This window comes from Rhodococcus sp. 5G237 (assembly GCF_053764735.1).
Window position 1 is genome coordinate 303,400 of record NZ_JBSNCD010000006.1, and the last position, 25,281, is coordinate 328,680.

General features: G+C 67.7%; 27 protein-coding genes and 1 tRNA gene. 18 read left to right on the forward strand and 10 right to left on the reverse strand.

The features are described from left to right. The first annotated feature begins 15 nt into the window (after window positions 1-15). From ACWPOC_RS16315 to ACWPOC_RS16325, 3 genes are read left to right on the forward strand one after another with little or no spacing between them, the layout of a single operon-like run. Window positions 16-852, forward strand: coding sequence for an SURF1 family cytochrome oxidase biogenesis protein (locus tag ACWPOC_RS16315; RefSeq protein ID WP_033097779.1), 837 nt, complete (start codon window positions 16-18; stop codon window positions 850-852). Then, window positions 849-1,250, forward strand: coding sequence for a DUF5655 domain-containing protein (locus tag ACWPOC_RS16320; RefSeq protein ID WP_159418013.1), 402 nt, complete (start codon window positions 849-851; stop codon window positions 1,248-1,250). Before ACWPOC_RS16315 ends, ACWPOC_RS16320 begins: the two co-directional genes overlap by 4 nt. Window positions 1,251-1,285: 35 nt before the next feature. Continuing rightward, complete coding sequence (locus tag ACWPOC_RS16325; protein WP_159418012.1) at window positions 1,286-2,014, forward strand: CBS domain-containing protein; 729 nt, start codon at window positions 1,286-1,288, stop codon at window positions 2,012-2,014. A 61-nt stretch (window positions 2,015-2,075) separates the two neighbouring features. Here ACWPOC_RS16325 and ACWPOC_RS16330 read toward each other — a convergent pair. From ACWPOC_RS16330 to ACWPOC_RS16340, 3 genes are all read right to left on the reverse strand, one after another. Then, window positions 2,076-2,147 (reverse strand) — tRNA-Val (locus tag ACWPOC_RS16330). Between the two features lie 32 nt (window positions 2,148-2,179). Then, entirely contained in the window at window positions 2,180-2,644 is a 465-nt protein-coding gene (locus ACWPOC_RS16335; RefSeq protein WP_016693279.1) for a peroxiredoxin, read from the reverse strand. A 31-nt stretch (window positions 2,645-2,675) separates the two neighbouring features. After that, on the reverse strand, window positions 2,676-3,098 hold the full coding sequence (locus tag ACWPOC_RS16340) for a DUF3052 domain-containing protein (RefSeq protein ID WP_006554437.1): 423 nt from the start codon (window positions 3,096-3,098) through the stop codon (window positions 2,676-2,678). A gap of 325 nt (window positions 3,099-3,423) precedes the next feature. On the opposite strand from ACWPOC_RS16340, the gene aceE reads away from it, so the two are divergent. The 6 genes from aceE to ACWPOC_RS16370 all read left to right on the forward strand — a co-directional run bounded on the left by aceE (window position 3,424) and on the right by ACWPOC_RS16370 (window position 11,876). Next, on the forward strand, window positions 3,424-6,273 hold the full coding sequence (gene aceE / locus ACWPOC_RS16345) for a pyruvate dehydrogenase (acetyl-transferring), homodimeric type (protein ID WP_230791263.1): 2,850 nt from the start codon (window positions 3,424-3,426) through the stop codon (window positions 6,271-6,273). Between the two features lie 93 nt (window positions 6,274-6,366). Continuing rightward, on the forward strand, window positions 6,367-7,653 hold the full coding sequence (locus tag ACWPOC_RS16350) for a PucR family transcriptional regulator (RefSeq protein WP_120284381.1): 1,287 nt from the start codon (window positions 6,367-6,369) through the stop codon (window positions 7,651-7,653). Window positions 7,654-7,781: 128 nt separating this feature from the next. Then, window positions 7,782-8,699, forward strand: a complete 918-nt coding sequence (locus ACWPOC_RS16355) for an ACP S-malonyltransferase (RefSeq protein ID WP_081314445.1) — start codon at window positions 7,782-7,784, stop codon at window positions 8,697-8,699. Between the two features lie 120 nt (window positions 8,700-8,819). Then, window positions 8,820-9,098 carry a meromycolate extension acyl carrier protein AcpM gene (gene acpM / locus ACWPOC_RS16360; protein ID WP_006554441.1) on the forward strand — a complete coding sequence of 93 codons (279 nt, stop codon included), beginning with the start codon at window positions 8,820-8,822 and terminating at the stop codon, window positions 9,096-9,098. Beyond that, entirely contained in the window at window positions 9,095-10,351 is a 1,257-nt protein-coding gene (locus ACWPOC_RS16365) for a KasA/KasB family beta-ketoacyl-ACP synthase (RefSeq protein WP_174247018.1), read from the forward strand. Before acpM ends, ACWPOC_RS16365 begins: the two co-directional genes overlap by 4 nt. Window positions 10,352-10,442: 91 nt before the next feature. Then, window positions 10,443-11,876, forward strand: coding sequence for a carboxyl transferase domain-containing protein (locus ACWPOC_RS16370; protein ID WP_120283375.1), 1,434 nt, complete (start codon window positions 10,443-10,445; stop codon window positions 11,874-11,876). 113 nt (window positions 11,877-11,989) lie between these two features. Here ACWPOC_RS16370 and ACWPOC_RS16375 read toward each other — a convergent pair whose 3' ends face one another. From ACWPOC_RS16375 to ACWPOC_RS16385, 3 genes are all read right to left on the reverse strand, one after another. Continuing rightward, complete coding sequence (locus ACWPOC_RS16375) at window positions 11,990-12,496, reverse strand: DUF3145 domain-containing protein (protein ID WP_060651510.1); 507 nt, start codon at window positions 12,494-12,496, stop codon at window positions 11,990-11,992. Between the two features lie 123 nt (window positions 12,497-12,619). Then, complete coding sequence (locus ACWPOC_RS16380; protein WP_120283377.1) at window positions 12,620-13,432, reverse strand: serine hydrolase domain-containing protein; 813 nt, start codon at window positions 13,430-13,432, stop codon at window positions 12,620-12,622. 52 nt (window positions 13,433-13,484) lie between these two features. Continuing rightward, a complete protein-coding gene (locus ACWPOC_RS16385; protein ID WP_016691368.1) occupies window positions 13,485-14,612 on the reverse strand; it encodes an NDMA-dependent alcohol dehydrogenase in 1,128 nt (375 codons plus the stop codon). A gap of 167 nt (window positions 14,613-14,779) precedes the next feature. Here ACWPOC_RS16385 and ACWPOC_RS16390 point away from each other — a divergent pair, with 167 nt between their 5' ends. From ACWPOC_RS16390 to ACWPOC_RS16405, 4 genes are all read left to right on the forward strand, one after another. Further along, window positions 14,780-16,432, forward strand: coding sequence for an MBL fold metallo-hydrolase (locus ACWPOC_RS16390; protein ID WP_455408977.1), 1,653 nt, complete (start codon window positions 14,780-14,782; stop codon window positions 16,430-16,432). Window positions 16,433-16,576: 144 nt separating this feature from the next. Further along, the gene (locus tag ACWPOC_RS16395; RefSeq protein ID WP_120283381.1) at window positions 16,577-16,996 is read left to right on the forward strand and encodes an OB-fold domain-containing protein; all 420 of its coding nucleotides are present in this window, start codon (window positions 16,577-16,579) and stop codon (window positions 16,994-16,996) included. A 31-nt stretch (window positions 16,997-17,027) separates the two neighbouring features. Then, on the forward strand, window positions 17,028-18,179 hold the full coding sequence (locus tag ACWPOC_RS16400; RefSeq protein WP_060651569.1) for a thiolase family protein: 1,152 nt from the start codon (window positions 17,028-17,030) through the stop codon (window positions 18,177-18,179). Window positions 18,180-18,379: 200 nt separating this feature from the next. Next, window positions 18,380-19,417, forward strand: coding sequence for an alpha/beta hydrolase (locus tag ACWPOC_RS16405; protein ID WP_455408978.1), 1,038 nt, complete (start codon window positions 18,380-18,382; stop codon window positions 19,415-19,417). 28 nt (window positions 19,418-19,445) lie between these two features. Here ACWPOC_RS16405 and ACWPOC_RS16410 read toward each other — a convergent pair whose 3' ends face one another. Further along, window positions 19,446-20,408, reverse strand: a complete 963-nt coding sequence (locus ACWPOC_RS16410; RefSeq protein ID WP_120283385.1) for a helix-turn-helix transcriptional regulator — start codon at window positions 20,406-20,408, stop codon at window positions 19,446-19,448. Window positions 20,409-20,469: 61 nt separating this feature from the next. Between ACWPOC_RS16410 and ACWPOC_RS16415 the strand changes: the two genes are divergently transcribed. Continuing rightward, complete coding sequence (locus ACWPOC_RS16415) at window positions 20,470-21,042, forward strand: DinB family protein (RefSeq protein WP_120283387.1); 573 nt, start codon at window positions 20,470-20,472, stop codon at window positions 21,040-21,042. Between the two features lies 1 nt (window position 21,043). Further along, window positions 21,044-21,481, forward strand: a complete 438-nt coding sequence (locus ACWPOC_RS16420) for a VOC family protein (RefSeq protein ID WP_120283389.1) — start codon at window positions 21,044-21,046, stop codon at window positions 21,479-21,481. A gap of 12 nt (window positions 21,482-21,493) precedes the next feature. Here the strand turns inward: ACWPOC_RS16420 and ACWPOC_RS16425 are convergent, their stop codons facing one another. Then, window positions 21,494-21,883, reverse strand: coding sequence for a VOC family protein (locus ACWPOC_RS16425; RefSeq protein WP_120283391.1), 390 nt, complete (start codon window positions 21,881-21,883; stop codon window positions 21,494-21,496). A gap of 73 nt (window positions 21,884-21,956) precedes the next feature. Between ACWPOC_RS16425 and ACWPOC_RS16430 the strand changes: the two genes are divergently transcribed. Continuing rightward, the gene (locus ACWPOC_RS16430; RefSeq protein ID WP_230791247.1) at window positions 21,957-22,703 is read left to right on the forward strand and encodes a TetR/AcrR family transcriptional regulator; all 747 of its coding nucleotides are present in this window, start codon (window positions 21,957-21,959) and stop codon (window positions 22,701-22,703) included. A gap of 36 nt (window positions 22,704-22,739) precedes the next feature. Next, window positions 22,740-23,027 carry a hypothetical protein gene (locus ACWPOC_RS16435; RefSeq protein WP_183070731.1) on the forward strand — a complete coding sequence of 96 codons (288 nt, stop codon included), beginning with the start codon at window positions 22,740-22,742 and terminating at the stop codon, window positions 23,025-23,027. 37 nt (window positions 23,028-23,064) lie between these two features. On the opposite strand, the gene ACWPOC_RS16440 is transcribed toward ACWPOC_RS16435, so the two are convergent. Then, window positions 23,065-23,727 (reverse strand): NADPH-dependent F420 reductase, encoded by a 663-nt coding sequence (locus ACWPOC_RS16440; RefSeq protein ID WP_120283395.1) that lies wholly within the window; start codon window positions 23,725-23,727, stop codon window positions 23,065-23,067. 79 nt (window positions 23,728-23,806) lie between these two features. After that, entirely contained in the window at window positions 23,807-24,556 is a 750-nt protein-coding gene (locus ACWPOC_RS16445; RefSeq protein ID WP_268653899.1) for an SDR family oxidoreductase, read from the reverse strand. A gap of 94 nt (window positions 24,557-24,650) precedes the next feature. Here ACWPOC_RS16445 and ACWPOC_RS16450 point away from each other — a divergent pair, with 94 nt between their 5' ends. Continuing rightward, the gene (locus tag ACWPOC_RS16450; RefSeq protein WP_120283397.1) at window positions 24,651-25,259 is read left to right on the forward strand and encodes a TetR/AcrR family transcriptional regulator; all 609 of its coding nucleotides are present in this window, start codon (window positions 24,651-24,653) and stop codon (window positions 25,257-25,259) included. Window positions 25,260-25,281: the final 22 nt, after the last annotated feature.

Below are 25,281 nucleotides of genomic sequence, written 5' to 3' on the forward strand. Positions count from 1 at the left end.
GGCTACCGTGGATCTGTGCGCCGATTGACATTTCTCCTACGCCCCGGCTGGTTGGTCCTGGCACTGGTGGTCGTCGGCTTCGCCTACGCGTGCTTCACGGTCCTCGCGCCGTGGCAGCTCGGCAAGAACACGAACACCGAGGACCGCAACGGTCGCATCGCTGGGTCGATGGCACAGGATCCGGTTCCCGTCGGCGAACTGCTGGGCGGCGACGGTCCGACGATCGAGGACGAGTGGCGCCGGGTGCTCGCGCAGGGCTCCTATCTGCCCGAGTCGGACGTGCTCGTGCGGTTGCGCAACGTCGAGTCGCGGCCGGCCTACGAGGTGCTGACCCCGTTCGTCCTCGATTCCGGCGGAACGATCCTGGTCAACCGCGGGTACGTGCGGCCCGTGCGCGGCACCGAGATCCCCGAGATTCCGGCCGCGCCGTCCGGCACCGTCACCCTCGACGCCCGCATCCGGATGTCCGAGGGAACGGTCGAGGACAAGGCCCCCTTCGTCGACGACGGCTACCAGCAGGTGTACTTCATCGACGCCCCGCAGGTCGCGTCCGTCACGGGTCTCGATCTCGAGGACGTCTACCTGCAGCTCGACGCTGACCAGCCCGGCGGTCTCGGCGTGATCCCGCTCCCCCAGCTCGATTCGGGCCCGTACCTGTCCTACGGCCTGCAGTGGCTGGCGTTCGGGATCATGGCCCCGCTGGGTCTGGGTTACTTCGTGTGGGCCGAGCTGCGGGAACGTAGGAAGTCCAAGGGTTCGCAAGACGGTGGTGACGCAGCCGAGGCCCCGGCGGAAGCGGCACCGCGCACCGCGAGCGAGAAGCTCGCCGATCGATACGGCCGGCCGCGGTGACCGAGCCGACCACCCTGCCCCGATTCGAGGAGCTCCCGATGTACGCGACCGTCGACGACTATCTGGCCGACAAGGATCCGGCCGCCGTCGATGTGTTCCGGCACGTGCGCGCGATGATCCTCGACCTCGGCGGCGACGTCACCGAGCACGTCCACGCGTCGGAGATCTCCTGGTCGCGGGGCCGTCCGTTCGCGGCGGCGTTCGTCTACGCCTCGCGTCTCGAGGTGGCCCTGGATCTGCCGCGGCGCATCCATCACGCGACGCTGCGTGAGGCGTTCCCGAAGAAGGGGACGGTGACGACGCACCGGCTGAGCGTCTCGTCGGTCGACGAACTCGACGACCACTTCGTGGAGTTGCTCGACGTGGCCTACCGCACCGCGGCGGAACCGCGCGACTGACGCCCCACGACTCCCTTCCGCACGAAGGAGACGAGATGGACGAGGTCAGCGGCGCGATCCGGTTCCTGTCGGCGTTCACGGCCATCGAGAACCACTTCAAGTGGCAGCTGCAGACGGACGAGGAGCACATGAGCTTCGTCCGGATGGCCAAGGAGTACGCCCGGCGCCACCGCACCCAGGTCGATCTGCCCGCCCTCCGGGCCTTCGCGGACCTGCGCAACGCGCTCGTGCACCAGGACTACTACGGGGGAAAGCCGGTCGCCGATCCGGTCCCGGAGGTCGTCGAGGCGATCGAGAGACTGCGCGACAGGATCATCGATCCGCCGAAGGTGCTGCAGGTCCTGCCGAGACGGGCACCCGCCGTGTTCGAGACGGGCACACCACTGAATCGGGTGCTCGACGAGATCCGGCGCCACGACTACTCGCAGTTCCCGATCTACGAGGACGACACCTATCTCGGGCTGCTGACGACGAACTGCATCGCCCGCTGGCTCGCGCATCGTCTCGCGACGGACGAGATCGTCGAGAGCGAGACCGTCGGAGCGGCCCTGGAGTTCGCCGAACCGCATGAGCGGGCCGCGCACCTGCCCCGAACCATCACGGTGCCGCAGGCGATCAAGAAGCTGTCCCCGCCCGCCGGCGGGCAACTGCCGCCGACGGCGTTGATCGTCACGCACAGTGGCAGCGCGAAGGAACGGCCGCTCATGATCGTCGTCGCCGACGACCTGCCGACGCTCGTCGCGGCGGTGAATGCGGGACATTAGATCCGTGCGGATCCGACCCCGCTGAGCGGGGCTCGATCCACCGGAATCGCACATGGGATTGTGGGCGCGGAGGGTTTCGAACCCCCGACCGCTGGTGTGTAAAACCAGAGCTCTACCACTGAGCTACACGCCCGAAAGACGGCGGCAGGTGCCGCCGACTTCGCATCAGGACTTTAGCGCGGCGAGCGCTCTGGCCCAAGCTCCCTGGTCACGGGCCTCTCCGGGCTGGTTCTCCTCCGCGAACTGCACGATGCCGTCCTTGTCGATGACGAACGTGCCGCGGTTGGCGAAACCGAACTTCTCGTTGAACACACCGTAGGCCTGCGCGACCTCGCCGTGCGGCCAGAAGTCGGACAGCAGCGGGAAGGTGTAGCCCTGCTCGGCCGCCCAGATCTTGTGGCTCGGCGACGGGCCGACCGACACCGCGAGGATGGCGGTGTCGTCGTTCTCGAAGGTGGGCAGGTCGTCGCGGACGGCGCACAGCTCGCCCTGGCAGACGCCGGTGAAGGCGAGCGGGTAGAAGACCAGGAGCACGTTCTTGCTGCCCCGGAAGCTCGACAGCGTCACTTCCTGGTTGTTCTGGTCCTTGAGGGTGAAATCGGGGGCTTCGGTGCCCACGGCGATCGGCATGCGTGTGGATCCTTACGTTCCGGGAGCCGGTTCAGCGGCGGGGACGGCCGGCCTTGGGCTGGACGAGGCGGCTGCCGATCCAGTCACCGAGGTTGGTGGCCGTGGTCTGGGTGAGGCCGGCCGTGGCGGCCGACTCGGCGATCTCGCTGGGCTCGACGTGATCGGGGCGCCCGGTCTTGGGGGTGAGCACCCATACGACGCCTTCGTCGGCGAGGGGGCCGATCGCGTCCATGAGGGCGTCGACCAGGTCGCCGTCGCTGTCGCGCCACCACAGCAGCACGACGTCGACGACCTCGTCGGAGTCCTCGTCGAGCAGCTCGGTACCGGTGACCTCTTCGATCGCAGCTCTCAACTCGTCGTCGGTGTCCTCGTCCCAACCGAGTTCCTGCACCACGTGGTCGTGAGTGATACCGAGCTTGGAGACATAGTTCTTGGCATCCGCCGCGGCGACCACGGTGGCTCCTCCTAAGGGTTGTGGTGCGCGAATCGGATCCGCGTACCGGCGTGACGATCAATTGGTCAAAGCGAACATCGTTGCGGGCCTCAACGCAACCCGAATCGCTGGGAAAAGCGGGAGAATCTTTCCAGAGGGCCCCGTTGCACCGCCCCGCACCGTGTCCGATCCGTCCTGTTGGCCGGGCCAGGGCGTGATCCTTCGTCGCGGATGGGGGAAGATGAGGGGTGCATCATGTTCAGATGTCGATTGCGTCGGCTCCCACAAGAGCCGGCCGACGGAGAGGGCGCTCCACCTACGCGCCCACCACGATGAGGAGCAGACGTTGACAGACCTGATCCACGGATCCGACTCCCGAGAAGGCGCTGCACCGGGCGCGTCGGGACCGGATTCCTCGGCCAAGCCGGCATCGACCAAGGACAATCGTGTCCGGGTGATCCGCGAGGGCGTGGCCTCCTACCTGCCGGACATCGATCCGGCGGAGACCGAAGAGTGGCTCGAGTCGTTCGACGGGATGCTCGAGGCCGCGGGTCCCACCCGCGCGCGCTACCTGCTGCTTCGCATGCTCGAGCGTGCCAACGAGCGCAAGGTCTCCCTTCCCGCCCTGACCTCCACCGACTACGTCAACACCATCCCCACCGAGAGCGAACCGTGGTTCCCCGGTGACGAGGAGGTCGAGCGTCGCTTCCGCGCGTACATCCGGTGGAACGCGGCGATCATGGTCACCCGCGCGCAGCGCCCGGGTGTCGGCGTCGGTGGTCACATCTCCACCTACGCGTCGTCCGCCGCCCTGTACGAGGTCGGCTTCAACCACTTCTTCCGCGGCAAGGACCATCCCGGCGGCGGCGACCAGGTCTTCATCCAGGGCCACGCCTCCCCCGGCATCTACGCCCGAGCCTTCCTCGAGGGCCGCATCGGCACCGAGCAGCTCGACGGCTTCCGGCAGGAGCACAGCCACGCCTCGCTCGGTGGTGGCCTGCCGTCGTACCCGCACCCGCGCCTGCTCCCGACCTTCTGGGAGTTCCCGACCGTGTCCATGGGCCTGGGCCCGATGAACGCGATCTACCAGGCACGGTTCAACCACTACCTGCACGACCGCGGCATCAAGGACACCTCCGATCAGCACGTCTGGGCGTTCCTCGGCGACGGCGAGATGGACGAGCCGGAGTCGCGTGGTCTGGCGCACGTCGCGGCCACCGAGGGTCTCGACAACCTGACCTTCGTCGTCAACTGCAACCTGCAGCGTCTCGACGGCCCGGTGCGCGGCAACGGCAAGATCATCCAGGAGCTGGAGTCGTTCTTCCGCGGCGCCGGCTGGAACGTCATCAAGGTCGTGTGGGGCCGTGAGTGGGACGCCCTGCTGCACGCCGACAAGGACGGCGCGCTGGTCAATCTCATGAACGTCACCCCCGACGGCGACTACCAGACGTACAAGGCCAACGACGGCGCGTTCGTGCGCGAGCACTTCTTCGGCCGCGACCCGCGGACCAAGGAGCTGGTCAAGGACCTGTCCGACCAGGACATCTGGAACCTCAAGCGCGGCGGCCACGACTACCGCAAGATCTACGCGGCCTACAAGGCGGCAATGGAGCACAAGGGTCAGCCGACGGTGATCCTCGCGCACACCATCAAGGGTTACACGCTCGGTAAGCACTTCGAGGGCCGCAATGCGACCCACCAGATGAAGAAGCTCACCCTCGAGGACCTCAAGTACTTCCGCGACGTCCAGCGGATCCCGATCTCCGATGCCGAGCTCGAGAAGGATCCGAAGATGCCGCCGTACTACCACCCCGGCTTCGAGTCGCCCGAGATCCAGTACATGCTCGAGCGTCGCCGGGCCCTCGGCGGCTTCCTGCCGGAGCGCCGCACCGCCGCGAAGCCGTTGGCGCTGCCCGCGGAGAAGACCTACGACGTCGTCCGCAAGGGTTCGGGCAAGCAGGAGGTCGCCACCACCATGGCGACAGTCCGTGTGCTCAAGGAACTGTTGCGCGACAAGGAGATCGGCAAGCGCATCGTGCCGATCATCCCGGACGAGGCCCGCACCTTCGGTATGGACTCGTGGTTCCCGTCGCTGAAGATCTACAACCGCAACGGTCAGCTGTACACCTCGGTCGACGCCGATCTGATGCTCGCCTACAAGGAGAGCGAGGTCGGCCAGATCCTGCACGAGGGCATCAACGAGGCCGGTTCGACGGCGTCGTTCACGGCGGTCGGGACGTCCTACGCGACGCAGGGCGAGCCGATGATCCCCGTGTACATTTTCTACTCGATGTTCGGTTTCCAGCGCACGGGCGACGGCCTGTGGGCGGCGGCCGACCAGATGGCACGCGGGTTCGTCCTCGGCGCGACGGCCGGTCGCACGACGCTGACCGGTGAGGGCCTGCAGCACGCCGACGGGCACTCGCTGCTGCTCGCGTCGACCAATCCGGCCGCGGTCACCTACGACCCGGCGTTCTCCTACGAGATCGCCCACATCTTCCGCGACGGTCTGCGGCGGATGTACGGCGGCACGGAGGGTGTCGACGGCTTCGGTGGCGAGGACGTCTTCTACTACATCACCATCTACAACGAGCCGTACTCGCAGCCGGCCGAGCCGGAGGACCTCGACATCGAGGGGCTGCTCAAGGGCATCTACCTGTACAAGCGGGGCCAGGAGTCGGGCCCGAAGGCGCAGATCCTGGTCTCGGGCGTGATGATGCCCGAGGCGCTGCGTGCGCAGGAGATCCTCGCCGACGAGTGGGGCGTGTCCGCGGATGTCTGGTCCGTCACCTCGTGGGGCGAGCTGCGTCGCGACGGCGTCGAGTGCGACCGGCAGGCGCTGCTGAATCCCGGTGAGGAAGCTCCGGTGCCGTACGTCGCGTCGGTGCTCAACGATGCGGCGGGTCCGTTCGTCGCGGTGTCCGACTGGATGCGCGCGGTGCCCGATCAGATCCGCAAGTGGGTTCCGGGCGACTACACGGTGCTCGGCGCCGACGGCTTCGGCTTCTCCGACACCCGTGGCGCCGCCCGCCGCGTGTTCAACATCGACGCCGAGTCCACGGTGGTCGCGGTGCTCTCGGCGCTCGGCCGCGAGGGCGCGATCGATCGTGAGAAGGCCGTCGAGGCGGCCCGCACCTACAAGATCGACGACGTGACGGCCGCCCCGGTCTCGATGGCGGATCCGGGCGTCGCCTGATCCGTCCGCCGGTCACGTCCGAGTGGCGTGACCGGCCGGCTCGCGGCCGCCGGGTACTTTCGTCCCATGGTCGACGAGCCGCAACCCCGCCGGATGGGGCAGGTACCGGGCGTTCACAGGGAGCGCCCGGTACCGCCGTCCCGTCCCGAGCGGGCACCGCTCCCCGACGCGCTGCTCCGTCGGGTCAAACAGTTCTCGGGGCGACTGTCCACCGAAGCGGTGCACGTCATGCAGGAGCAGTTGCCCTTCTTCGCCGATCTCGACGCGTCGCAACGGTCGACCGTGCAGCTGGTCATCCAGACATCGGTGGTCGACTTCCTCGAGTGGGTGCGCAATCCCGACAGCGACCTGCGGTTCAGCCTCGACGCCTTCCAGATGATCCCGCAGGATCTCGCCCGGCGGCTGACGCTGCGTCAGACGGTGGACATGGTCCGCGCGGCGATGGAGTTCTTCGAGCAGTGGCTGCCGGCCCTCGCCCGCAACGAGGAACAGCTCGTGGCGCTCACCGAGGCGATCCTGCGCTACGGGCGCGAGCTCGGTTTCGCCGCCGCGGCGGTCTACGCGGGGGCGGCCGAGTCGCGGGGCGCCTGGGACACGCGGCTCGAGGCCCTCGTCGTCGACGCCGTGGTGCGCGGCGACACCGGGCCCGACATGCAGTCGCGGGCCGCGACCCTCAACTGGGACGCGACCGCCCCGGCGACGGTGATCGTCGGAACTCCCCCACCCGACCAGGGCGTCTCGGTGATCACCACCGTGCACACCGTCGCCCAGGAGCACGGTCGCGCCGCCCTCGCGGTGGTGCAGGGCGAACGCCTGGTGATGGTCGTCAGCGGTGAACTGCACGGGACGGTCGACGCGGCGAACTTCCGCACCGAGTTGATGCGCGCGTTCTCCGACGATCCCGTGGTGATCGGTCCGACGACACCGACGCTGGCGACCGCACACGTCTCCGCCGTCGAAGCGCTCGCCGGCATGGAGGCGGTCGTGGGGTGGCCGGGGGCTCCCCGGCCGGTGCACGCCGCCGAGCTGTTGCCCGAGCGCGCGCTGCTCGGTGATCCCGGCGCGATCGCCGCGCTCGAGGACTTCGTCGTCGCCCCGCTCGCTGCCGCCGGGCCGTCCCTCGCAGACACGCTGGACGCATACCTCGACAGTGGGGGTGCTGTCGAGACTTGCGCCCGGAAGCTGTTTGTTCATCCAAATACCGTGCGGTATCGATTGAAGCGGATCACAGAAGTCACGGGTCGGGATCCCACAAATCCTCGCGATGCGTACGTGCTCCGAATCGCTGCCACGGTAGGTCGCCTGGCACGAAGCCATAACGAATTGAGATCGCCTGCACCACCTGCCACTCGATTCACAATTCGCGAATCGGACACGTAACGTCCCCGGCCTTTCCTCCGATAGCGAGCACCGACGTGCAGATTTGTGGGAACCCTACAAATCGAGGGGCAACCTTTCATCGCTACCGACATCTCGCAGGCACCCGCTCGCGGTGTTCCCTGGTGATCGTGATTTCGCTGCTTGCCCCCGGCCAGGGGTCTCAGACACCCGGAATGCTCGCCCCGTGGCTCGAGCAGTCCGGAGCGCGCGACCGCATCGACCGGTGGTCGCAGACGGCGGGACTCGATCTCGCGCGTCTCGGCACCACTGCCACCGCCGAGGAGATCACCGACACCGCGGTGACCCAGCCGCTCGTGGTGGCCTCCGCCCTGCTCGCCTTCGAGGATCTCGACCGTCGCGGCCTCGTGCCCGCCGACACGATCGTCGCCGGCCACTCCGTCGGCGAACTCGCCGCGGCCGCCATCGCCGGTGTCATCAGCGCCGACGACGCCGTCGCCCTCGCCGCCGTCCGCGGAGCCGAGATGGCCCGCGCCTGCGCGCTCGAACCCACCGGAATGTCCGCCGTTCTCGGCGGCGCCGAGGACGAGGTGCTCGCGCGCCTCGCCGAGTTGGATCTGACCCCCGCGAACATGAATGCGGCCGGTCAGATCGTCGCAGCCGGGCGCCTGAGCGCGCTCGAGGAACTCGCTGCGAACCCGCCCGAGAAGGCCCGCGTCCGCGCCCTGCCGGTCGCCGGTGCCTTCCACACCCGATTCATGGCACCCGCCCAGGACGCCGTGGCTGCCGCCGCGGCGAAGATCACACCTTCGGATCCGACGCACACGCTGCTGTCGAACTACGACGGCAAGCCCGTCACCTCCGGAGCCGACGCCCTCGAACGTCTCGCAGCCCAGGTCACCCGGCCCGTCCGGTGGGACCTGTGCACCGCCTACCTGCGCGAGGCGCAGGTGAGCCGGATCGTCGAGCTTCCCCCCGCCGGCACGCTGGTGGGCATCGCCAAGCGCGAGATGCGCGGCACGCCCACCGTCGCCCTCAAGACCCCCGCGGAGATCTCCGCTCTGGCCGAAAGTCTTCAACTCGGTTAGGTTGCTGCGCGCGCCGTCGCACAGCACGGGCACCTCACCGGGAACTCCCCGGACCCCCGGCCGGAAACATCCGGCCGGTTTCGAACGACATAGTCGACAGATCGAGAAGGGAGCCACATCGTGGCCGCCACCCAGGAAGAAATCATCGCCGGTCTCGCGGAGATCATCGAAGAGGTCACCGGCATCGAGCCCTCCGAGGTGACCGTCGACAAGTCCTTCGTCGACGACCTCGACATCGACTCGCTGTCCATGGTCGAGATCGCCGTCCAGACCGAGGACAAGTACGGCGTGAAGATCCCCGACGAGGATCTCGCCGGTCTGCGCACCGTCGGTGACGCCGTGAACTACATCCAGAAGCTCGAGGCCGCAGGCGTTCAGGCCACGAACGACAACGAATGAGTTCTGCTGTGACCTCCCCTTCTCCTCGGGCACTCCGCAACGTCGTCGTCACCAGCCTCGCGGCTACGACGTCGATCGCCGGCGACGTGGACGCCACCTGGAAAGCACTGCTGGCCGGTGAGAGCGGGATCGGCACCATCGACGGCGGTTTCGTCGACGAGTTCGACCTCCCGGTGCGCATCGGCGGAACCCTGAAGGTCAGCCCCGACGAGGGACTGTCCCGCGTGGAACTCCGTCGCATGAGCTTCGTCGAGCGCCTCGCGCTCACCCTCGGGCGCACCGTCTGGCAGAACGCCGGCAGCCCCGAGGTCGACCAGGACCGTCTCGGTGTGGTCATCGGTACGGGCCTCGGTGGCGGCGAGTCGCTCATCGACGCCGTCGACAAGCTCCGTGTCGGCGGCTACCGCAAGGTCTCGCCCTTCGCGGTGCAGATGATCATGCCGAACGGACCGTCGGCCACCGTCGGGCTCGAACTCGGTGCCCGCGCCGGGGTCATCACCCCGGTCTCGGCGTGCTCGTCCGGATCCGAGGCGATCGCCAACGCGTACCGCATGATCGCCTTCGGCGACGCCGACATCGTCGTCACCGGTGGTGTCGAGGGTCAGCTGGACGCGGTCGCCACCGCGGGCTTCGCGATGATGCGGGCGCTGAGCACCCGCAACGAGGACCCGAAGGGCGCCTCGCGTCCGTTCGACAAGGACCGCGACGGTTTCGTCTTCGGCGAGGCCGGCGCACTGATGGTCCTCGAGAGCGAGGAGCACGCCAAGGCACGCGGAGCGACCATCCACGCTCGTATCCTCGGCGCCGGCATCACCTCCGACGGTTACCACATCGTCGCCCCCGACCCGGAAGGTACGGGAGCGGCTCGGGCCATGCGGCGGGCGATCGAGACCGCCGGGCTCACCAAGGCCGACATCGGGCACGTCAACGCGCACGCGACGGCCACCCCGATCGGCGACGTGGCCGAAGCCAAGGCCATCAACGCGGCCGTGGGCAACCACGCCGCGATCTACGCCCCCAAGTCCGCGCTCGGTCATTCGATCGGTGCGGTGGGTGCACTCGAAGCAGTACTCACGGTCCTGACTCTGCGTGACGGGGTCATCCCGCCCACGCTGAATCTCGAGAACCAGGATCCAGAGATCGATCTCGACGTGGTCAAGGGCGAACCACGTTCCGGCCGGATCGATTTCGCGCTGAACAACTCGTTCGGTTTCGGTGGGCACAACGTGGCGCTCGCATTCGGTCGCGCCTGACCGTCGACGCCGGTCCGCCCCATGCGGTGGAGGCTCCACCCGGAGCCTCCACCGCAGCCCACCACCACCGCGTCTGCCCGAGGAGCACCCGATGACCATCCTGGATCCAGCCACCCCGCGTGAGACGACGGTGGACCCGAGAGATCCGTTGGCCCGTCTCGAGAAACTGTTCGACCCGGGCAGCCTGGAACTGCTGCACACCCGCGACAAGTCGGGCGTCCTCGCCGCCGTCGGCGAGGTCGACGGCATCCGCACCGTCGCATACTGCTCCGATGCCACCGTCATGGGCGGAGCCATGGGCGTCGAGGGATGCAAGCACATCGTCTCCGCCATCGACCATGCCATCGACCACGAGATCCCCGTGGTCGGCATCTTCCACTCCGGTGGCGCGCGTCTGGCCGAGGGCGTCGAGGCCCTCCACGCCGTCGGCCTGGTCTTCGAGGCCATGGTCCGCGCGTCCGGTCTGATTCCCCAGATCTCCGTCGTTCTCGGCTTCGCGGCCGGCGGTGCCGCCTACGGCCCGGCCCTGACCGACATCGTCATCATGGCCCCCGAGGGCCGTGTCTTCGTCACCGGACCGGACGTGGTCCGCAGCGTCACCGGTGAGCAGGTCGACATGGAGTCGCTCGGCGGCCCCGACACGCACACCAAGAAGTCCGGTGTCGCGCACATCGCCGCGCACGACGAGGCCGACGCCCTGCACCGGGCCCGCCGCCTGGTGTCGATGCTGGCCGAGCAGGGCGAATTCGACGTCGCCGCAGCGGCACTCGGCGACACCGACCTGCGGGCGCTGATGCCCGCGTCGCCGCGACGCGCATACGACGTGCGGCCGATCGTCCACCAGCTGCTCGACAACGTCGACGGCGAGTCCTCCTTCGAGGAGCTGCAGGCCGGCTGGGCCCGCAGCATCGTCACCGGCTTCGGACGTCTCGGCGGCCGCACGGTCGGGGTCATCGCCAACAACCCGCTCCGCCTCGGCGGATGTCTCAACTCCGAGAGCGCGGAGAAGTCAGCGCGTTTCGTGCGGATGTGCAACGCCTTCGGTGTTCCGCTCGTCGTCATCGTCGACGTTCCCGGTTACCTTCCCGGCGTGAGCCAGGAATGGGAGGGTGTCGTACGACGCGGCGCCAAGCTGCTCCACGCGTTCGCCGAGGCGAAGGTTCCCCGCGTCACGCTCGTGACACGCAAGATCTACGGCGGTGCGTACATCGCGATGAACTCCCGGGCGCTCGGGGCCACCGCCGTTTATGCGTGGCCGGAGTCCGAGGTGGCCGTGATGGGCGCGAAGGCCGCTGTGGGCATCCTCCACAAGAAGGCCCTCGCCGCGGCTCCCGACGAGGAGCGTGAGGCGCTGCACGACCGTCTCGCCGCCGAACACGAGGCGATCGCCGGGGGCGTCGGGCGCGCGATGGCCATCGGTGTGGTCGACGAGATGATCGATCCCGCCACCACGCGCAGCACCCTGGCCGCCGCGCTCGCCGCCGCACCCGCGGTTCGCGGACGGCACAAGAACATTCCGCTCTGATCCGGACACAGCACGAGAACACCGGCACCGCTCCTCGGAGCGGTGCCGGTGTTCTCGTATCAGGAAGATGTGGGGTGCGTTCCGGTCGCGTCGCCAGGGGCGGCGGACCGCGGTCAGCCGACGTCCCGGCGGAGCCACGTCACCTGCGCGCCTTCGTCGCCGCTGCGGTACGGCTCGAGCTCTTCGTCCCATGCCGTTCCGAGGGCGCGGTGCAGTTCGCTCGTGACATCGGCGGAGGACAGCATGGCGCGCAGACGCATCTCTCCGACGACGATGTCGCCGTTGGCGCTGGTGCACCCGCGCCACAGACCCAGTCGGGGGACGTAGCTGAAACGTTCGCCGTCGACGCCCTCGCTGGGGTTCTCGGTGATCTCGAAGCGGAGCATCGGCCACGACCGCAGCACGTCGGCCAGTCGCGCGGCCGTGCCCACGGGCCCGACCCAGTCGACGCAGGTGCGCAGCAGCCCCGGTGCGGCGGGCTGGCCCGTCCACGCGAGATCGGGCCGGCAGTCGAGGATGTCGGCCAGTGCCCACTCGATGTGCGGGCACACCGCCGCCGGTGAGGAGTGGACATAGATCACCCCCGCCGTGGCATCCGCGAATTGGTTGGATGCGCGCATACATTCACCTCCGGTTCGACCAGGACGTCTTCCCCAACGACCTTCGTCGGCCAAGGCTTCTCCATGCAGGCTGCGTACAAGTGTGCCCGTGTGGCGTGTGTTTCGCCAGCGAACCAGAGAGGTTTATGTGAATTCGGTGATGATGGCGTCTCCGACGGCAGGCCAGAGCGGTTTCGCCCAGTCTCCGAAGGCACGATCAGTAAGTACCACAGCGGCGACGGAAATTTCGGGATCTACCCAAATGAATGTGCCCGATTGACCGAAATGACCGAAAGTACGCGGTGAATTACCGGTGGCGGTCCAATGCGGGTTCTTTTCGCCCCGGATCTCGAATCCGAGACCCCAGTCGTTGGGCTTGAACATCCCGTATCCGGGCACGAGTCCGTTCAGACCGGGGAACTGCACGCTGGTCGCCTCGGTGAGGGTTTCGTACGAGACCAGAACGGGATCGAGCAGCTCGCGCGCGAACAGTGCGAGATCGGCGACCGACGACTGCGCCCCGTGACCGGCCGGCCCCGGCAGGGACGAGGACGGCATGCCCAGCGGCTCGAAGACCGCCTGCCGGAGGTATTCCGGGAACTCGATACCGGTTTCCGTCTCGACGAGTTCGGCGAGCACTTCGAAGCCCGCACTCGAGTAGATCCGCTTCCGCTCGGGTTCGGTCTGCACCGTGCGCTCACCGAACGCCAGACCCGAGGCGTGGGCGAGCAGATGCCGCACCGTCGACCCCTCGGGGCCCGCAGGCTGATCGAGCTCGATCGCGCCCTCCTCGACGGCCACGAGCGCGGCGTACGCCACGAGCGGCTTCGTCACGGACGCGAGGGGAAAGACCTCGTCGAGGTCTCCCCTGGACGCGACCGTTCCGCCGTCGCGGGTCACCACCGCGGCGGCGGAACGGTCGACGGGCCAGTCGCTGAGCAGATCGAGGCTGTGCACGCGATCAGCCTACGAGACGGCCCGGCGGGGCGGGGTCACCGGTCGGTACCGGTCACCAGTCGGCTTCGGTGTAGCGGATGACGCCGCGGATGTTCCTGCCCTCGAGCATGTCCCGGTATCCGTCGTTGATCTGCTCGAGGGTGTAGGTACGCGTGACCATGTCGGCCAGGTTCAGCTGACCGGACTTGTACAGGTCGAGCAGGTTCGGGATGTCGACGCGGGCATTGCACCCACCGAAGATGTTGCCCTTGAGGTCCTTCTGCAGCATCGAGAACAGGAACGAGTTCAGCTTGACGTCCATGTCGGACATGTAGCCCATCGCCGTGACGACGCACCGGCCACCCTTGGCCGTGAGTGTCAGCGCGGGATCGACCAGCTCCCCCTTCATCTCGCCGACGGTGATGATCGTCGAGTGGCACATGCGGCCCCACGTGATCTCCATGATCGGCACGATGGCCTCCTCGATGGAGGCGTAGGTGTGCGTGGCACCGAACTTGAGCGCCTGCTCGCGCTTGAACGGTTCCGGGTCGATCGCGAAGACGTGACGCGCACCGGAGGCCACGGCACCCTGCAGGGCGCTCATGCCGACGCCGCCGACGCCGATGATGGCGACCGAATCGCCGGCCTTGACCTCGGCGATGTTCGTCGCCGAACCCCAGCCGGTGGGCACGCCGCAGCCGACCAGCGCGGCGAGTTCGAAGGGTACGTCCTTGTCGATCTTGACGACCTGGCTCTGGTTGACCGTCATGTACGGCGAGAAGGTGCCGAGCAGGCACATCGCGATCACGTTCTGGCCGCGTGCCTGGATGCGGTAGGTGCCGTCGGAGATCGCCTGGCCGCTGAGCAGTCCGGCGCCGAGATCGCACAGGTTCGAGTGCCCCGAGGCACAGGACGGACACCGCCCGCATGCGGGGATGAAGGACAGCACGACGTGGTCGCCCACCTCGAGGCCCACCACTCCCTCACCGACCTTGGTGATCACGCCCGAGCCCTCGTGACCGCCCATGGCGGGGAAGGACGGCATCGGGGTTGCGCCCGTGACTATGTGGTGGTCGGAATGGCACATGCCGGCGGCTTCCATGCGGATCTGCACTTCGCCCGCGACGGGATCGCCGAGTTCGATCTCCTCGACCGACCACGGTTCGTCGATGCCCCACAGCACTGCACCCTTGGTCTTCATCTGGCTCGCCCTCCATCGCATTGCCGGTTGTGCACGTGACGATAGACACAATCGCACAGAATTGGAACAGGTTCTAGCCTTCGTCCCGGTCCGGTCGACCTGCGAACGCGGATACCGTGGGACCCGAGCACCGCGGGTCCCACCGCCCGACCGTCCGAGGAGATGCCGTGCCCGACGATCCGGAACTCACCTTCCACGGCGCGGCGAGAACCGTCACCGGCTCGTGCGCGATGATCGAACTCGCCGACGCCCGCATCCTGGTCGACTGCGGGATGTTCCAGGGTTCGCGCAGCCTCGAGAAGCTCAATGTCGCGGAGTTCGCGTTCGTTCCCGAGTCGATCGACGCGGTGATCCTCACCCACGCCCACATCGACCACTGCGGACTGCTCCCCAAGCTCGTCGCGCGTGGCTTCGAGGGCCGCATATTCTGCACTGCCCCGACGGCCGAGCTGCTCTCGTTCATGCTCGCCGACTCGGCGCGGATCCAGGAGTTCGAGGCCCAGCGCCGCAATCGGCGGCGCGACCGCGCGCACCGGGCGAAGTTCCAGCCGATCTACACCGAGGAGGACGCCCGGCTCGCCGCCTCGCGCGCCCGGCCGGTTCCACTCGAGGAGTGGTTCGAGCCGGCACCCGGTTTCCGGGTCCGCCTGTGGAATGCCGGACACATCCTGGGGTCGGCGTCGGCGGAGATCGAGGCCGGCGGTGTGCGCATGGTGTTCTCGGGAGATCTCGGCCCGGAACAGAAGGCGTTCCACGCCGATCCGGAAGGTCCGACCGGACTCGACTACGTCGTCTGCGAATCCACCTACGGGGATCGCTCACGCCCTCGGCTCACGATCGCCGAGCGCCGCGACCTCCTCGCGCGGGAGGTGAACGAGGCGATGGAGCGCGGCGGCAACCTGATCGTGCCGTCGTTCGCTCTCGAACGCACCCAGGAGTTGTTGCTCGACATCGGATACCTGCTCGACGACGCGCACATTCCCGATGCGCCGGTCTTCGTCGACTCCCCGCTCGCGATCCGCGCCACCGACGTCTTCGCCGCACACGCCGGAGAACTCGAGGACCTCGACGGCCGGAACGTCTTCCGCCATCCGGGCATCCGATACACCGCCGAGGCCGAGGAGTCGATGCGGATCGACACCTACCGACGCGCGATCATCATCGCTGCCTCCGGGATGTGCGAGGCGGGACGGGTTCGGCACCACCTGCGGAACAACCTCGCCCGCCCCGACTCGACGGTGCTCTTCGTCGGCTATCAGGCGCAGGGCACGCTCGGCAGGGTGATCCTCGAGGGTGCGTCGAAGGTCCGGATCTCGGGTGAGGACATCGACGTCCGGGCGCAGATCCGGCGGATCGACAGTTACTCCGCACATGCCGACCGCGGCGAGCTGGTGCGCTGGGTCGGGCACCGCGCGCCGATCTCCGGCACGGTCTTCCTCGACCACGGCGAGCCCGATGCGCTCGCTGCCTTCACGGCGTCACTGCACGGACTCGATGCGGACCTGAACGTGGTCGTTCCGGAGATCGGTGCGCGGTACCGGCTCGTGGCAGGCGGCCCGGCCGAGTACGTCGCGACCGTCGCACCGCCGGCGCCGGTGCACGTCGGCCGCGACTGGCAGAACGAGTACGCCGAGTTCGCCACCGGTCTGCGCGACCAACTGCTCGAGATCGACGACCCGCGCACCCGGGAGCGTGCGATCGCTGCGATGCGGAAGGTGCTCGACGAATACCGCACGGGTGCCCAGAACCCGGAGGAGCACCGACGCCACTCGAGGCCGGGTCGACGCAAACCTCCACCCCGCCGGAGGCGCCGTTTCTGAGCCGCTCCTTTCACTTCCCGCGAGAATCGTCTCGCGTGATATCCATCCTCTCATTGTAGAGAATGATATTTCCGTCTAACGTGATCCTCATGTTCGACCGCGGCGAGGGCCGCCGTATCGGCATCGGACAACGGAGGACGAACCATGACGACGAAGGCGCTCGCGCCCGACGTATCCACGTGGCCGGCAGAGAACCCGCAGCTCATCGGGAGTCGCTGCGACGACTGCTCCGCGACCACGTGGCCCACCCAGCCGCGCTGCCCCCGGTGCAGCGGGGCGAGCATCTCGGAACTGTTGCTGCCGCGTCGCGGCACGCTCGTGGCATGGACCACGCAGGGATTCGTGCCGAAGCAGCCCTACGCGGGCAACGAGACGGCGGCGACCTTCACACCGTTCGCGTTCGGCCTCGTCCAACTCGATGACGTGGTCCGCGTCGAGGCCCGCCTCACCGAGACCGACCCCGAGAAACTGCACCCGGGCATGGAGCTCGAGCTCACCTTCGTCCCCTTCTACACCGACGAAGAGGGCACCGACATCGTCACGTGGGCCTTCGCGCCGATCTGATCCGCACACATCCCATCGAGGAGTTCCCGACATCATGAACGACGTTGCCATCATCGGGGTGGGCCTTCACCCGTTCGGTAGATTCGGCGCCAAATCGGCCATCGAAATGGCCGCAGACGCAATCCAGCTCGCACTCGAGGACTCAGGTGTCGCCTGGAAGGACATCCAGTTCGGCATCGGCGGCAGCTACGAGGTCGACAACACCGACGCCGTCACCCGCCTCGTCGGCCTGACCGGCATCCCCTTCACCAACGTATTCAACGCGTGCGCGACGTCCGCCAGCGCGATCGAACAGACCGCCGACGGGATCCGTTCCGGCAAGTACGACATCGGCATCGCGGTCGGCACCGACAAGCACCCCCGCGGCGCCTTCACCGCCGATCCCGCCATGCTCGGTCTGCCCGCCTGGTACGCCGAGAACGGACAGTTCGTCACCACCAAGTTCTTCGGTATGAAGGCGAACCGCTACGCCATCGATCACAACATCTCGCACGAGACGCTCGCACGGGTCGCGGCGAAGAACTACCGCAACGGCGGCCTCAATCCGAAGGCGTTCCGCCGCACGGAGTTCAGCATCGACGAGATCCTGTCGTCGCCCATGCTCAACTACCCGCTCACGGCGAAGATGTTCTGCGCGCCGGACGAGGGTGCCGCAGCGGTGATCATGTGCCGCGGCGACCTGGTGTCGAAGTACACCACGAACAAGCCGGTCTACCTGCGCTCCACTGCGATTCGTACGCGCACCTACGGCGCGTACGAGGTCCATGCGACGTGGGCGTCGGTCGAGGAGGACGTCTCCCCCACCGTCTACGCCGCCAAGGCCGCCTACGAGGCCGCCGGCATCGGCCCCGAGGACGTCGATGTCGCCCAGCTCCAGGACACCGACGCCGGCGCGGAAGTGATCCACATGGCCGAGACCGGCCTGTGCGCCGACGGCGACCAGGAGAAGCTGATCGCCGAGGGAGCCACGGAGATCGGCGGGTCCCTTCCGGTGAACACCGACGGTGGTCTCATCGCCAACGGTGAACCCATCGGCGCCTCCGGTATCCGCCAGGTCCACGAACTGGTGCTGCAGCTGCGCGGTCAGGCCGGCGAGCGGCAGGTTCCGGGCGAACCGAAGGTGGGCCTCGCCCAGGTCTACGGCGCACCCGGCACCGCCGCTGCGTCGATCCTGTCACTCTGAGTACCACGTAATCGTCCGAAAGTTCGGCCGCCGCACGAGATCCCGAGTGCGGTGGCCGAACTCGTCCCGGCGCCATCGCGAGTCCGGAATCACAACACCCCGGGGCGTTTTTCGCAACCGGAGGAAGGTACTGTCCAGCTCAGCGGGTCGAGTGTGGGGGAACGACTCATCAGCATCAATTCGAGTCGAGGAGTTCATCCGTGCGTCGATCCGTCGTGTCCCGTCGTGGCTTCCGCAGCCTTGCGATCGGTCTCGCAGGCCTCTCGGCGCTCGCGTTCGGCACCGCCACCGCGCACGCCGATCCCGAGCAACCCGACGCCGAGCCCGCTTCCGCCTACGTCGACGGCGTCGACGAGGTGACCGACCAGCACTGGACGGTCCGCGTCTACTCCCCGGCCATGGACACCGTCGTCCCTCTCGACGTCCTGCGTCCGGCCGATCCGAGCGAACCCCGGCCGGTCGTCTACGCCCTCGGCGGCGCGGGTGTCGGCGTGATCGACGGCACCGGATGGATGGAGAGCAGCGACATCGCCGAGTTCTTCTCGGACAAGAACGTCAACGTCGTCATCCCCGCCACCGGCAACTTCAGCTACTTCACCGACTGGGATCTCGACGACCCGGTCCTCGGCCGCAACCAGTGGCAGACCTTCCTCCTCGAGGAACTGCCGCCCGTCGTCGACGAACTGCTCGACACCGACGGCAAGCAGTCGATCATCGGGATGTCCATGAGCGCCGGCTCCGCGCTGGACCTCGCGATCCAGAGCGGCGACCTGTACTCCGGCGTCGCTTCTCTCAGCGGATGTGTGCGCACCAGCGATCCGGTCGGTCAGCTGTACGTGAGGCTCGTCGTCGAGCGCCGCGGCAAGGGCGACGTCGAGAACATGTGGGGACCGGCCGACGGTCCGCGCTGGGCCGAGCACGACGTCTACCTCAACGCGGAAGGCTTGCGCGGCAAGGCCTTGTACCTGTCGAGCCGCAACGGCCTGCCCGGCCCGTACGACGTCCCCGGCCAGGAACGGGCGGCCGGCGAATCGTTCGCCACGCAGATCGTCGCAGGCGGAGCAATCGAGGCCGCCACGAATGCCTGCACGCACCAGCTGGTGGACCGCCTCGAAGCGCTCGACATCCCGGTCACGGCCGAACTCGATGCCGACGGAACGCATTCGTGGGGCTACTGGGAGGACGACCTGCGGAAGGCATGGCCGATCCTCGCCGAGTCGATGGGCACTGAGGCCTGACCCCGCAACGGGATTCCGCGTCGACTGCTCACCGGTCGGCACGAGCGATCGCGGCGAGGCGCGCCGCGAGCCGATCCGCGGCCTCCCGCAGCTCCGGTGGCTCGAGGACGACCGCCTCGAAACCCATTCGCGCGACGTGCATCACGACCCAGTCCGGGTCGTCCGCGCCGACGACGAGTACGCACCACCCGCCCTCGTCGTCCTCGACCCGCCCGACCTGCGGCGGCACCATGTCGCGCACCTGGTCGGCGTCCGCCCGCAGGCGGATCCGCGCGATGTACCGGTAGGGCGACTCCGTCACGGACCGCTGGACGTACGACACCGGATCGGGATGCTGCCGCGGCCGGAACCTCCACGTCATGGGTGTGACGTCGCGCATCCGGTCGAGCCGGAAGGTGCGCCAGTCGTCGCGATCGACGTCCCATGCCATGAGGTACCAGCGCTGCCCGGCAGCGACCATCCGCACCGGTTCGACCGTGCGCTCGTCGTCCGCCTCCTGCCGGGTGGTGTACCGGAATCGCACACGGGTCGCGTCGCGGCACGCGCGGGCCAACGCCAGCAGCGTATCGGCATCGATCTCGGTGCCCGCGCCGACGACGGTCTCGGTGGCACCGTAGATCGCCCGCACCTCCTCGCGCAGACGCGGCGGCATCACCTGGTCGAGCTTGGCCAGTGCACGCAGGGCCGCCTCGGCGGCACCGGCGATGGTGCTGCCCGACGCCAGTCGCAGCGATACCGCCGTTGCGATCGCTTCGTCGTCGTGCAGAAGCAGCGGCGGCAGTCTCGTGCCGGCACCGAGTTGATAACCACCGCCGACACCGGGAGTTGCGCGGACGGGATAGCCGAGGGCACGCAGCCGATCGATGTCGCGGCGCACCGAGCGATCGGTCACGCCGAGTTCCGCAGCCAGTTCGTCAGCGGTCCACGAGGGGCGACTCTGCAACAGCGCAAGCACCCTCAGAACCCGTTCCGTGGTCGACTCGACGGTCACACGGCGATCCTCGCATGAATCACGGACCGAATCTGTCCGGAATATGCGTCAGCCTGTAGCCATGACAGAACTCGACTGGAATCACCTACTGCGACAGCAACTCGACCATCCGGCACGCCGCCGCCTCGACGGCCTCACCGACGACGAATACTTCTTCGAACCCGCACCCGACTGCTGGAGTGTTCGGCCGCGCGGGACGGGCACCGCTCCCATGCAGGGAGGCGCCGGGTCGATGACCATCGATTTCGCGTTCCCCGAACCCGATCCGCCGCCCTTCACGACCATCTCATGGCGTCTCGGTCATGTTGTCGTCGGTGTACTGGCGATGCGCAACGCGAGCCATTTCGGACGCACCCCCACCGACTACATGTCGTTCGAGTACGCAGCGACCGCGGACGAGGCCCTCGCCCAGTTCGATACCGAACTCTCGATGTGGGTCGCAGGCGTCGAGTCCCTCGGGGAAGACGGACTCGCCCGGCCGTGCGGTGAAGCGGAAGGACCGTACGCGCAGTATCCGATGGGCGCGCTGGTCCTGCACATCAACCGCGAACTCATCCACCATCTGTCCGAGGTCTGCCTCCTGCGCGACCTCTACCTGCACACCCGTACCCGAACCCGACAGGAGACGCGCTGACATGGCACGCGACATCCAGATCACGTTCGACTGCGCCGATCCCGGAGCCCTCGCGGAGTTCTGGGCCGACGCCCTCGGCTACGAACTCCAGAAGCCGCCCGGCAATTTCGTCTCGTGGGACGACGCACTCGACGCGATGGGAGTGCCGCTCGAACGACGCAACGACGCGTCGGCGGTCGTCGATCCGGACGAGACAGGGCCGCGGTTGTTCTTCCAGAAGGTGCCCGAGGGCAAGCAGGCCAAGAACCGGGTGCACCTGGACGTGCGTGCCGCCCCCGGACTCGACGGCGCCGAGCGCATGGCCGCCCTGGAAGCCGAGGCCGAACGGCTCGTCGCGCGCGGAGCCACGCGCCTCGAACGTCACGACCCCGCGCCGCCGTTCGGGGCCGGCCACATCGTCATGGCCGACCCCGAAGGCAACGAATTCTGCCTCGACTGAAACGTCGCGTGGTCAGGCCGGTTCCGAGACCCAGTGGACGAGCTGCCAGATGATCCCGTTGGGATCGGCGAACTGGCAGTACCGCTCGCCCCACGGCTCGGTCTCCGGCTTGGTCACCACCGTCGCACCTGCTTCCGCGATGCGCGCGAACTCGGTGTCGACGTCGTCGACGACGAAGGCGATGAGCATGCCCTGACCGGCCGGTCCGGCGACGGATTCCGGCTTGAAGGTCGACAGCCCGGTACGCAGGAACACGATGTTGAATCCTGCATCCGGGTGAGTCAACGAGACGAATCCGTCCGCCGACATCTCCTCGGTGAAACCGAAGTGCCGGATCGCGAAATCGGCCGATGCGGCCGTGTCGGCGACGTTGAGCGACAGTGCTGTGGACCTGATTTTCATAGGACCTCCCCGGGGGCAGAAATATTGTACGACGTATAGAGTAATCCCGAGAACGAGTTTTCGGGAGGCATTTATGGCGCGCGACCTGATCGACCTGCTGTGGCGCGAGCATCCCGACGCACCGACCGGAGGTTCCCGCGGCCCGAAAGCCAAGGTCACCACCACATCCGCGGTGGATGCGGCCGTCACCGTCGCCGACGCGGAGGGCCTCGACGCGGTGACGATCCGTCGCCTCGCGACCGACCTGGGTGTCTCCGCCATGGCCCTCTACACCCACGTCGGGTCGCGCGACGACCTCCTCGTCCTCATGGTCGACCGGGTCCACGCCCGGCAACCCCGGCCGCCCTACGAGTCCCCGTCGTGGCGGGATCGGGTACGGCAGGTCGCCGAATCCGAACTCGAGCACTACGCCGCACACTGGTGGCTGCTGGACGTCGACGATCAGCGCACAGCCCTCGGCCCCGGCACGATCGCGAAGTACGACCACGAACTCCACGCTTTCGACGGGACATCTCTCGGCGACATCGATCGCGATGCTGCACTCACATTCGTCGCGGACTTCGTGCGCGGTGCGGCGCGAGCGCGACGTCCCGATCCGCACGCCGCCGACATCGCCGAGGCCTGGGTCAGGTGGAACGAGCGATTGGCGCACTATCTCGGCGACACCCACCCGCTCGCGCAACGGGTGGGGGCGGCGGCCGGGGCGGAGATGAACGCCGCCTACAGCCCGCACCACGCGTGGGAGTTCGGGCTGCAGCGCGTCCTCGACGGGCTCGAACCACTCGTCTCGAATGGCGGGGTGCGGCCGGCCCGGGAATGATTTCCCCGAAGGTTCGTAAGAGAGATTCGAGGTTTCATGAAGCGATTCGCCGCGGGCGTGCTCGGATGCGCCGCAATCACCCTCGCAGTACCGGCCACGGCAAGCGCCGACGTCCACCTCCGGCCCGGTGTCTCCCCCGTTGCGGACACCGACGAGGCACCCCAGGATCTGACGCCCGAAGAGCGGGCGGAGTGGGAGCACTGGTGGTTCCACGAAGGATGCAGGTACTCGCCGCTGCGGCCGGATTGCGTCGTCCACAACATCGTCGAGACCTTCGCGACCGGTTCGGGCGGGAACCGGGACAAGCCGTTCGGCTCGTCGTAGAACCACTCACCCGACGAGACAGCGACGAGCAGACGACCTACTCCTGGGCCCGCGCCGATCGTTTCCGCGCCCTGGCGAGATTGTCGATCAGTTCGCTGCGGGTCTGGTGTTCGTGGGCGTGCCAGGCCGGCTGCCCCGGTTCGGTGCGCCAGGATTCGCTGAGCGGACTGTTGTCGACAGTGTCGAACCCGAACTCGTCGTAGAGGCGGGTCACGAGAGCGACCGCCTCGGGGAAGTTGCTCGAGACGGACAGTGCGATGCGTCCGGGAGTGCCGGCAGGCAGCCCAGCGGTGGTGATGCGTGGAGCCTCGATATGAGTGAACGCCTTGGCCACCTCGGACGTCGGCAGATGCGCCTGGCGCAGTTCGTGGACCGTCTTCTCCCCCGAGTCGACGAGCGGGAATCTGCCGTCACGCCACGGCATGTAGTTGTTGGTGTCGAGCACGATCTTGCCCGCAAGTTCGCTGACGGGCATGTCGTTCACCAACTTCAACGGGACCGCGATGACGACGAAATCTCCTGCGGCAGCCGCACCCGCAGCCGTTGCCGCACGCGATGAGGGGCCGAGTTCGTCGATCAGTACAGCGAGCGTGTGCGGTCCTCGCGAATTGGCGATGACGACGTCGTAGCCGCTCGATATCGCAGCCCGGGCGATCTGGCTGCCGACCTCGCCCGCACCGATGATTCCAATGGTTGTCATGACTTCCTACCTCGGTCCGATCATGGGCGAGACGAGTGCGCGACCGGCCGGACTCGCCGTCCCGGTCGGCCGGTGAAGTTCAGATCTGGTTCAGCCCACCGTCGACGTACAGACTGGAACCCGTGACGAAGCTGCTCTGATCCGACGCGAGAAACGCCACGGCAGCAGCGATTTCGTCCGGTCGCCCGAGTCTGCCCAGCGGAACCCGGGCGGCCAGCTGCTGCCTGAAGTTCGCTGACTGTTCCTCGTCGGGCATGAGCCCTGACAATCCGGGAGTCTCGGTCGGCCCGGGGGTGACGGTGTTGACCCGGATGCCACGTCCCTTGAGTTCGTTGGCCCATGTCCGGGCGAACGACCGCGTCGCGGCCTTCGTCGCCGCATAGACGCCGAACGCCTCTGCGCCCACGTCGACATTGGTGGACCCGTTCAGAATCACCGAGGCACCGTCGTTGAGCACGGGAAGCGCCTTCTGGACGGTGAACAGCATCCCGCGGACGTTGATGCCGAAGAGCATGTCGAAGTGCTCTTCGGTCACGTCTTCGAGGGTGACGAACTCGGCGACCGAGGCGTTGGCGAACAGCACATCCAGGCCCCGCCCATGCCCGCGGATGGTCTCGTAGATCCGGTCGAGATCGTCCAGGTTCGAGATGTCGCCCACCACGGCGGTCGCCTCCGACCCGATCTCCTCGACGGCTGCGTCGAGTTCGGACTTACGTCGTCCGGTGATGAATACGTGTGCGCCCTCGGCTGCCAGTCGCACGGCGCCGGCGAGTCCGATCCCGGCGCTGCCGCCGGTGACGAGAGCGGTCTTGCCTTCGAGTAGTCCCACGAGGATTGCCTCCTTCGAATTCCGCATCGTTCGATGCGGAATTCGAACAGTAGCACTTCTGTATCGATCGATGCGAAATAGGTACACTCGTGAGGTGACAACGAAACAGGGCAAGGCGGTCGGACGACCGCGCGGATTCGACGCCGACGAAGCACTCGAGCGCGCCATGCGGGTGTTCTGGGAGCACGGCTACGAAGGCGCCAGCCTGTCCTGCCTGACCGAGGCGATGGGCATATCCACCACGAGCATGTACTCGGCCTTCGGCAACAAGGAAGAACTGTTCCGTAAAGCGCTGGAACGCTACACGGAAGGGCCGAGCGCATACCTGAGCCGAGCACTCGAAGAACCCACCGCGCTCCGCGTCGCCACCGCCATTCTCGAAGGCACCATCCGGACCACCACCTGCCCGACGAACCCCGCGGGATGCATGGGCGTTCAGGGGGCTCTCAGCGCCAGCGATGCCGGCCGGGAGGTCCGCGAACTTCTCGTCGCCTGGCGCAACAACGGCTGCTCGCGCGTCCGCGAGCGGTTCGAGCGCGCTGTCGCCTCCGGCGATCTGCCGCCGGACACCGACGCCGGGCTACTGGCCCGCTACACCACCACCCTCGCGTTCGGCATCGCCGTCCAGGCAGCGAGCGGCGTCGATCGCGACGAACTCCAGAAGATGACCGAGGCGGCCCTCCGTAGCTGGCCGATCCGCTGACCTGTCACGATGTCGGTGGATC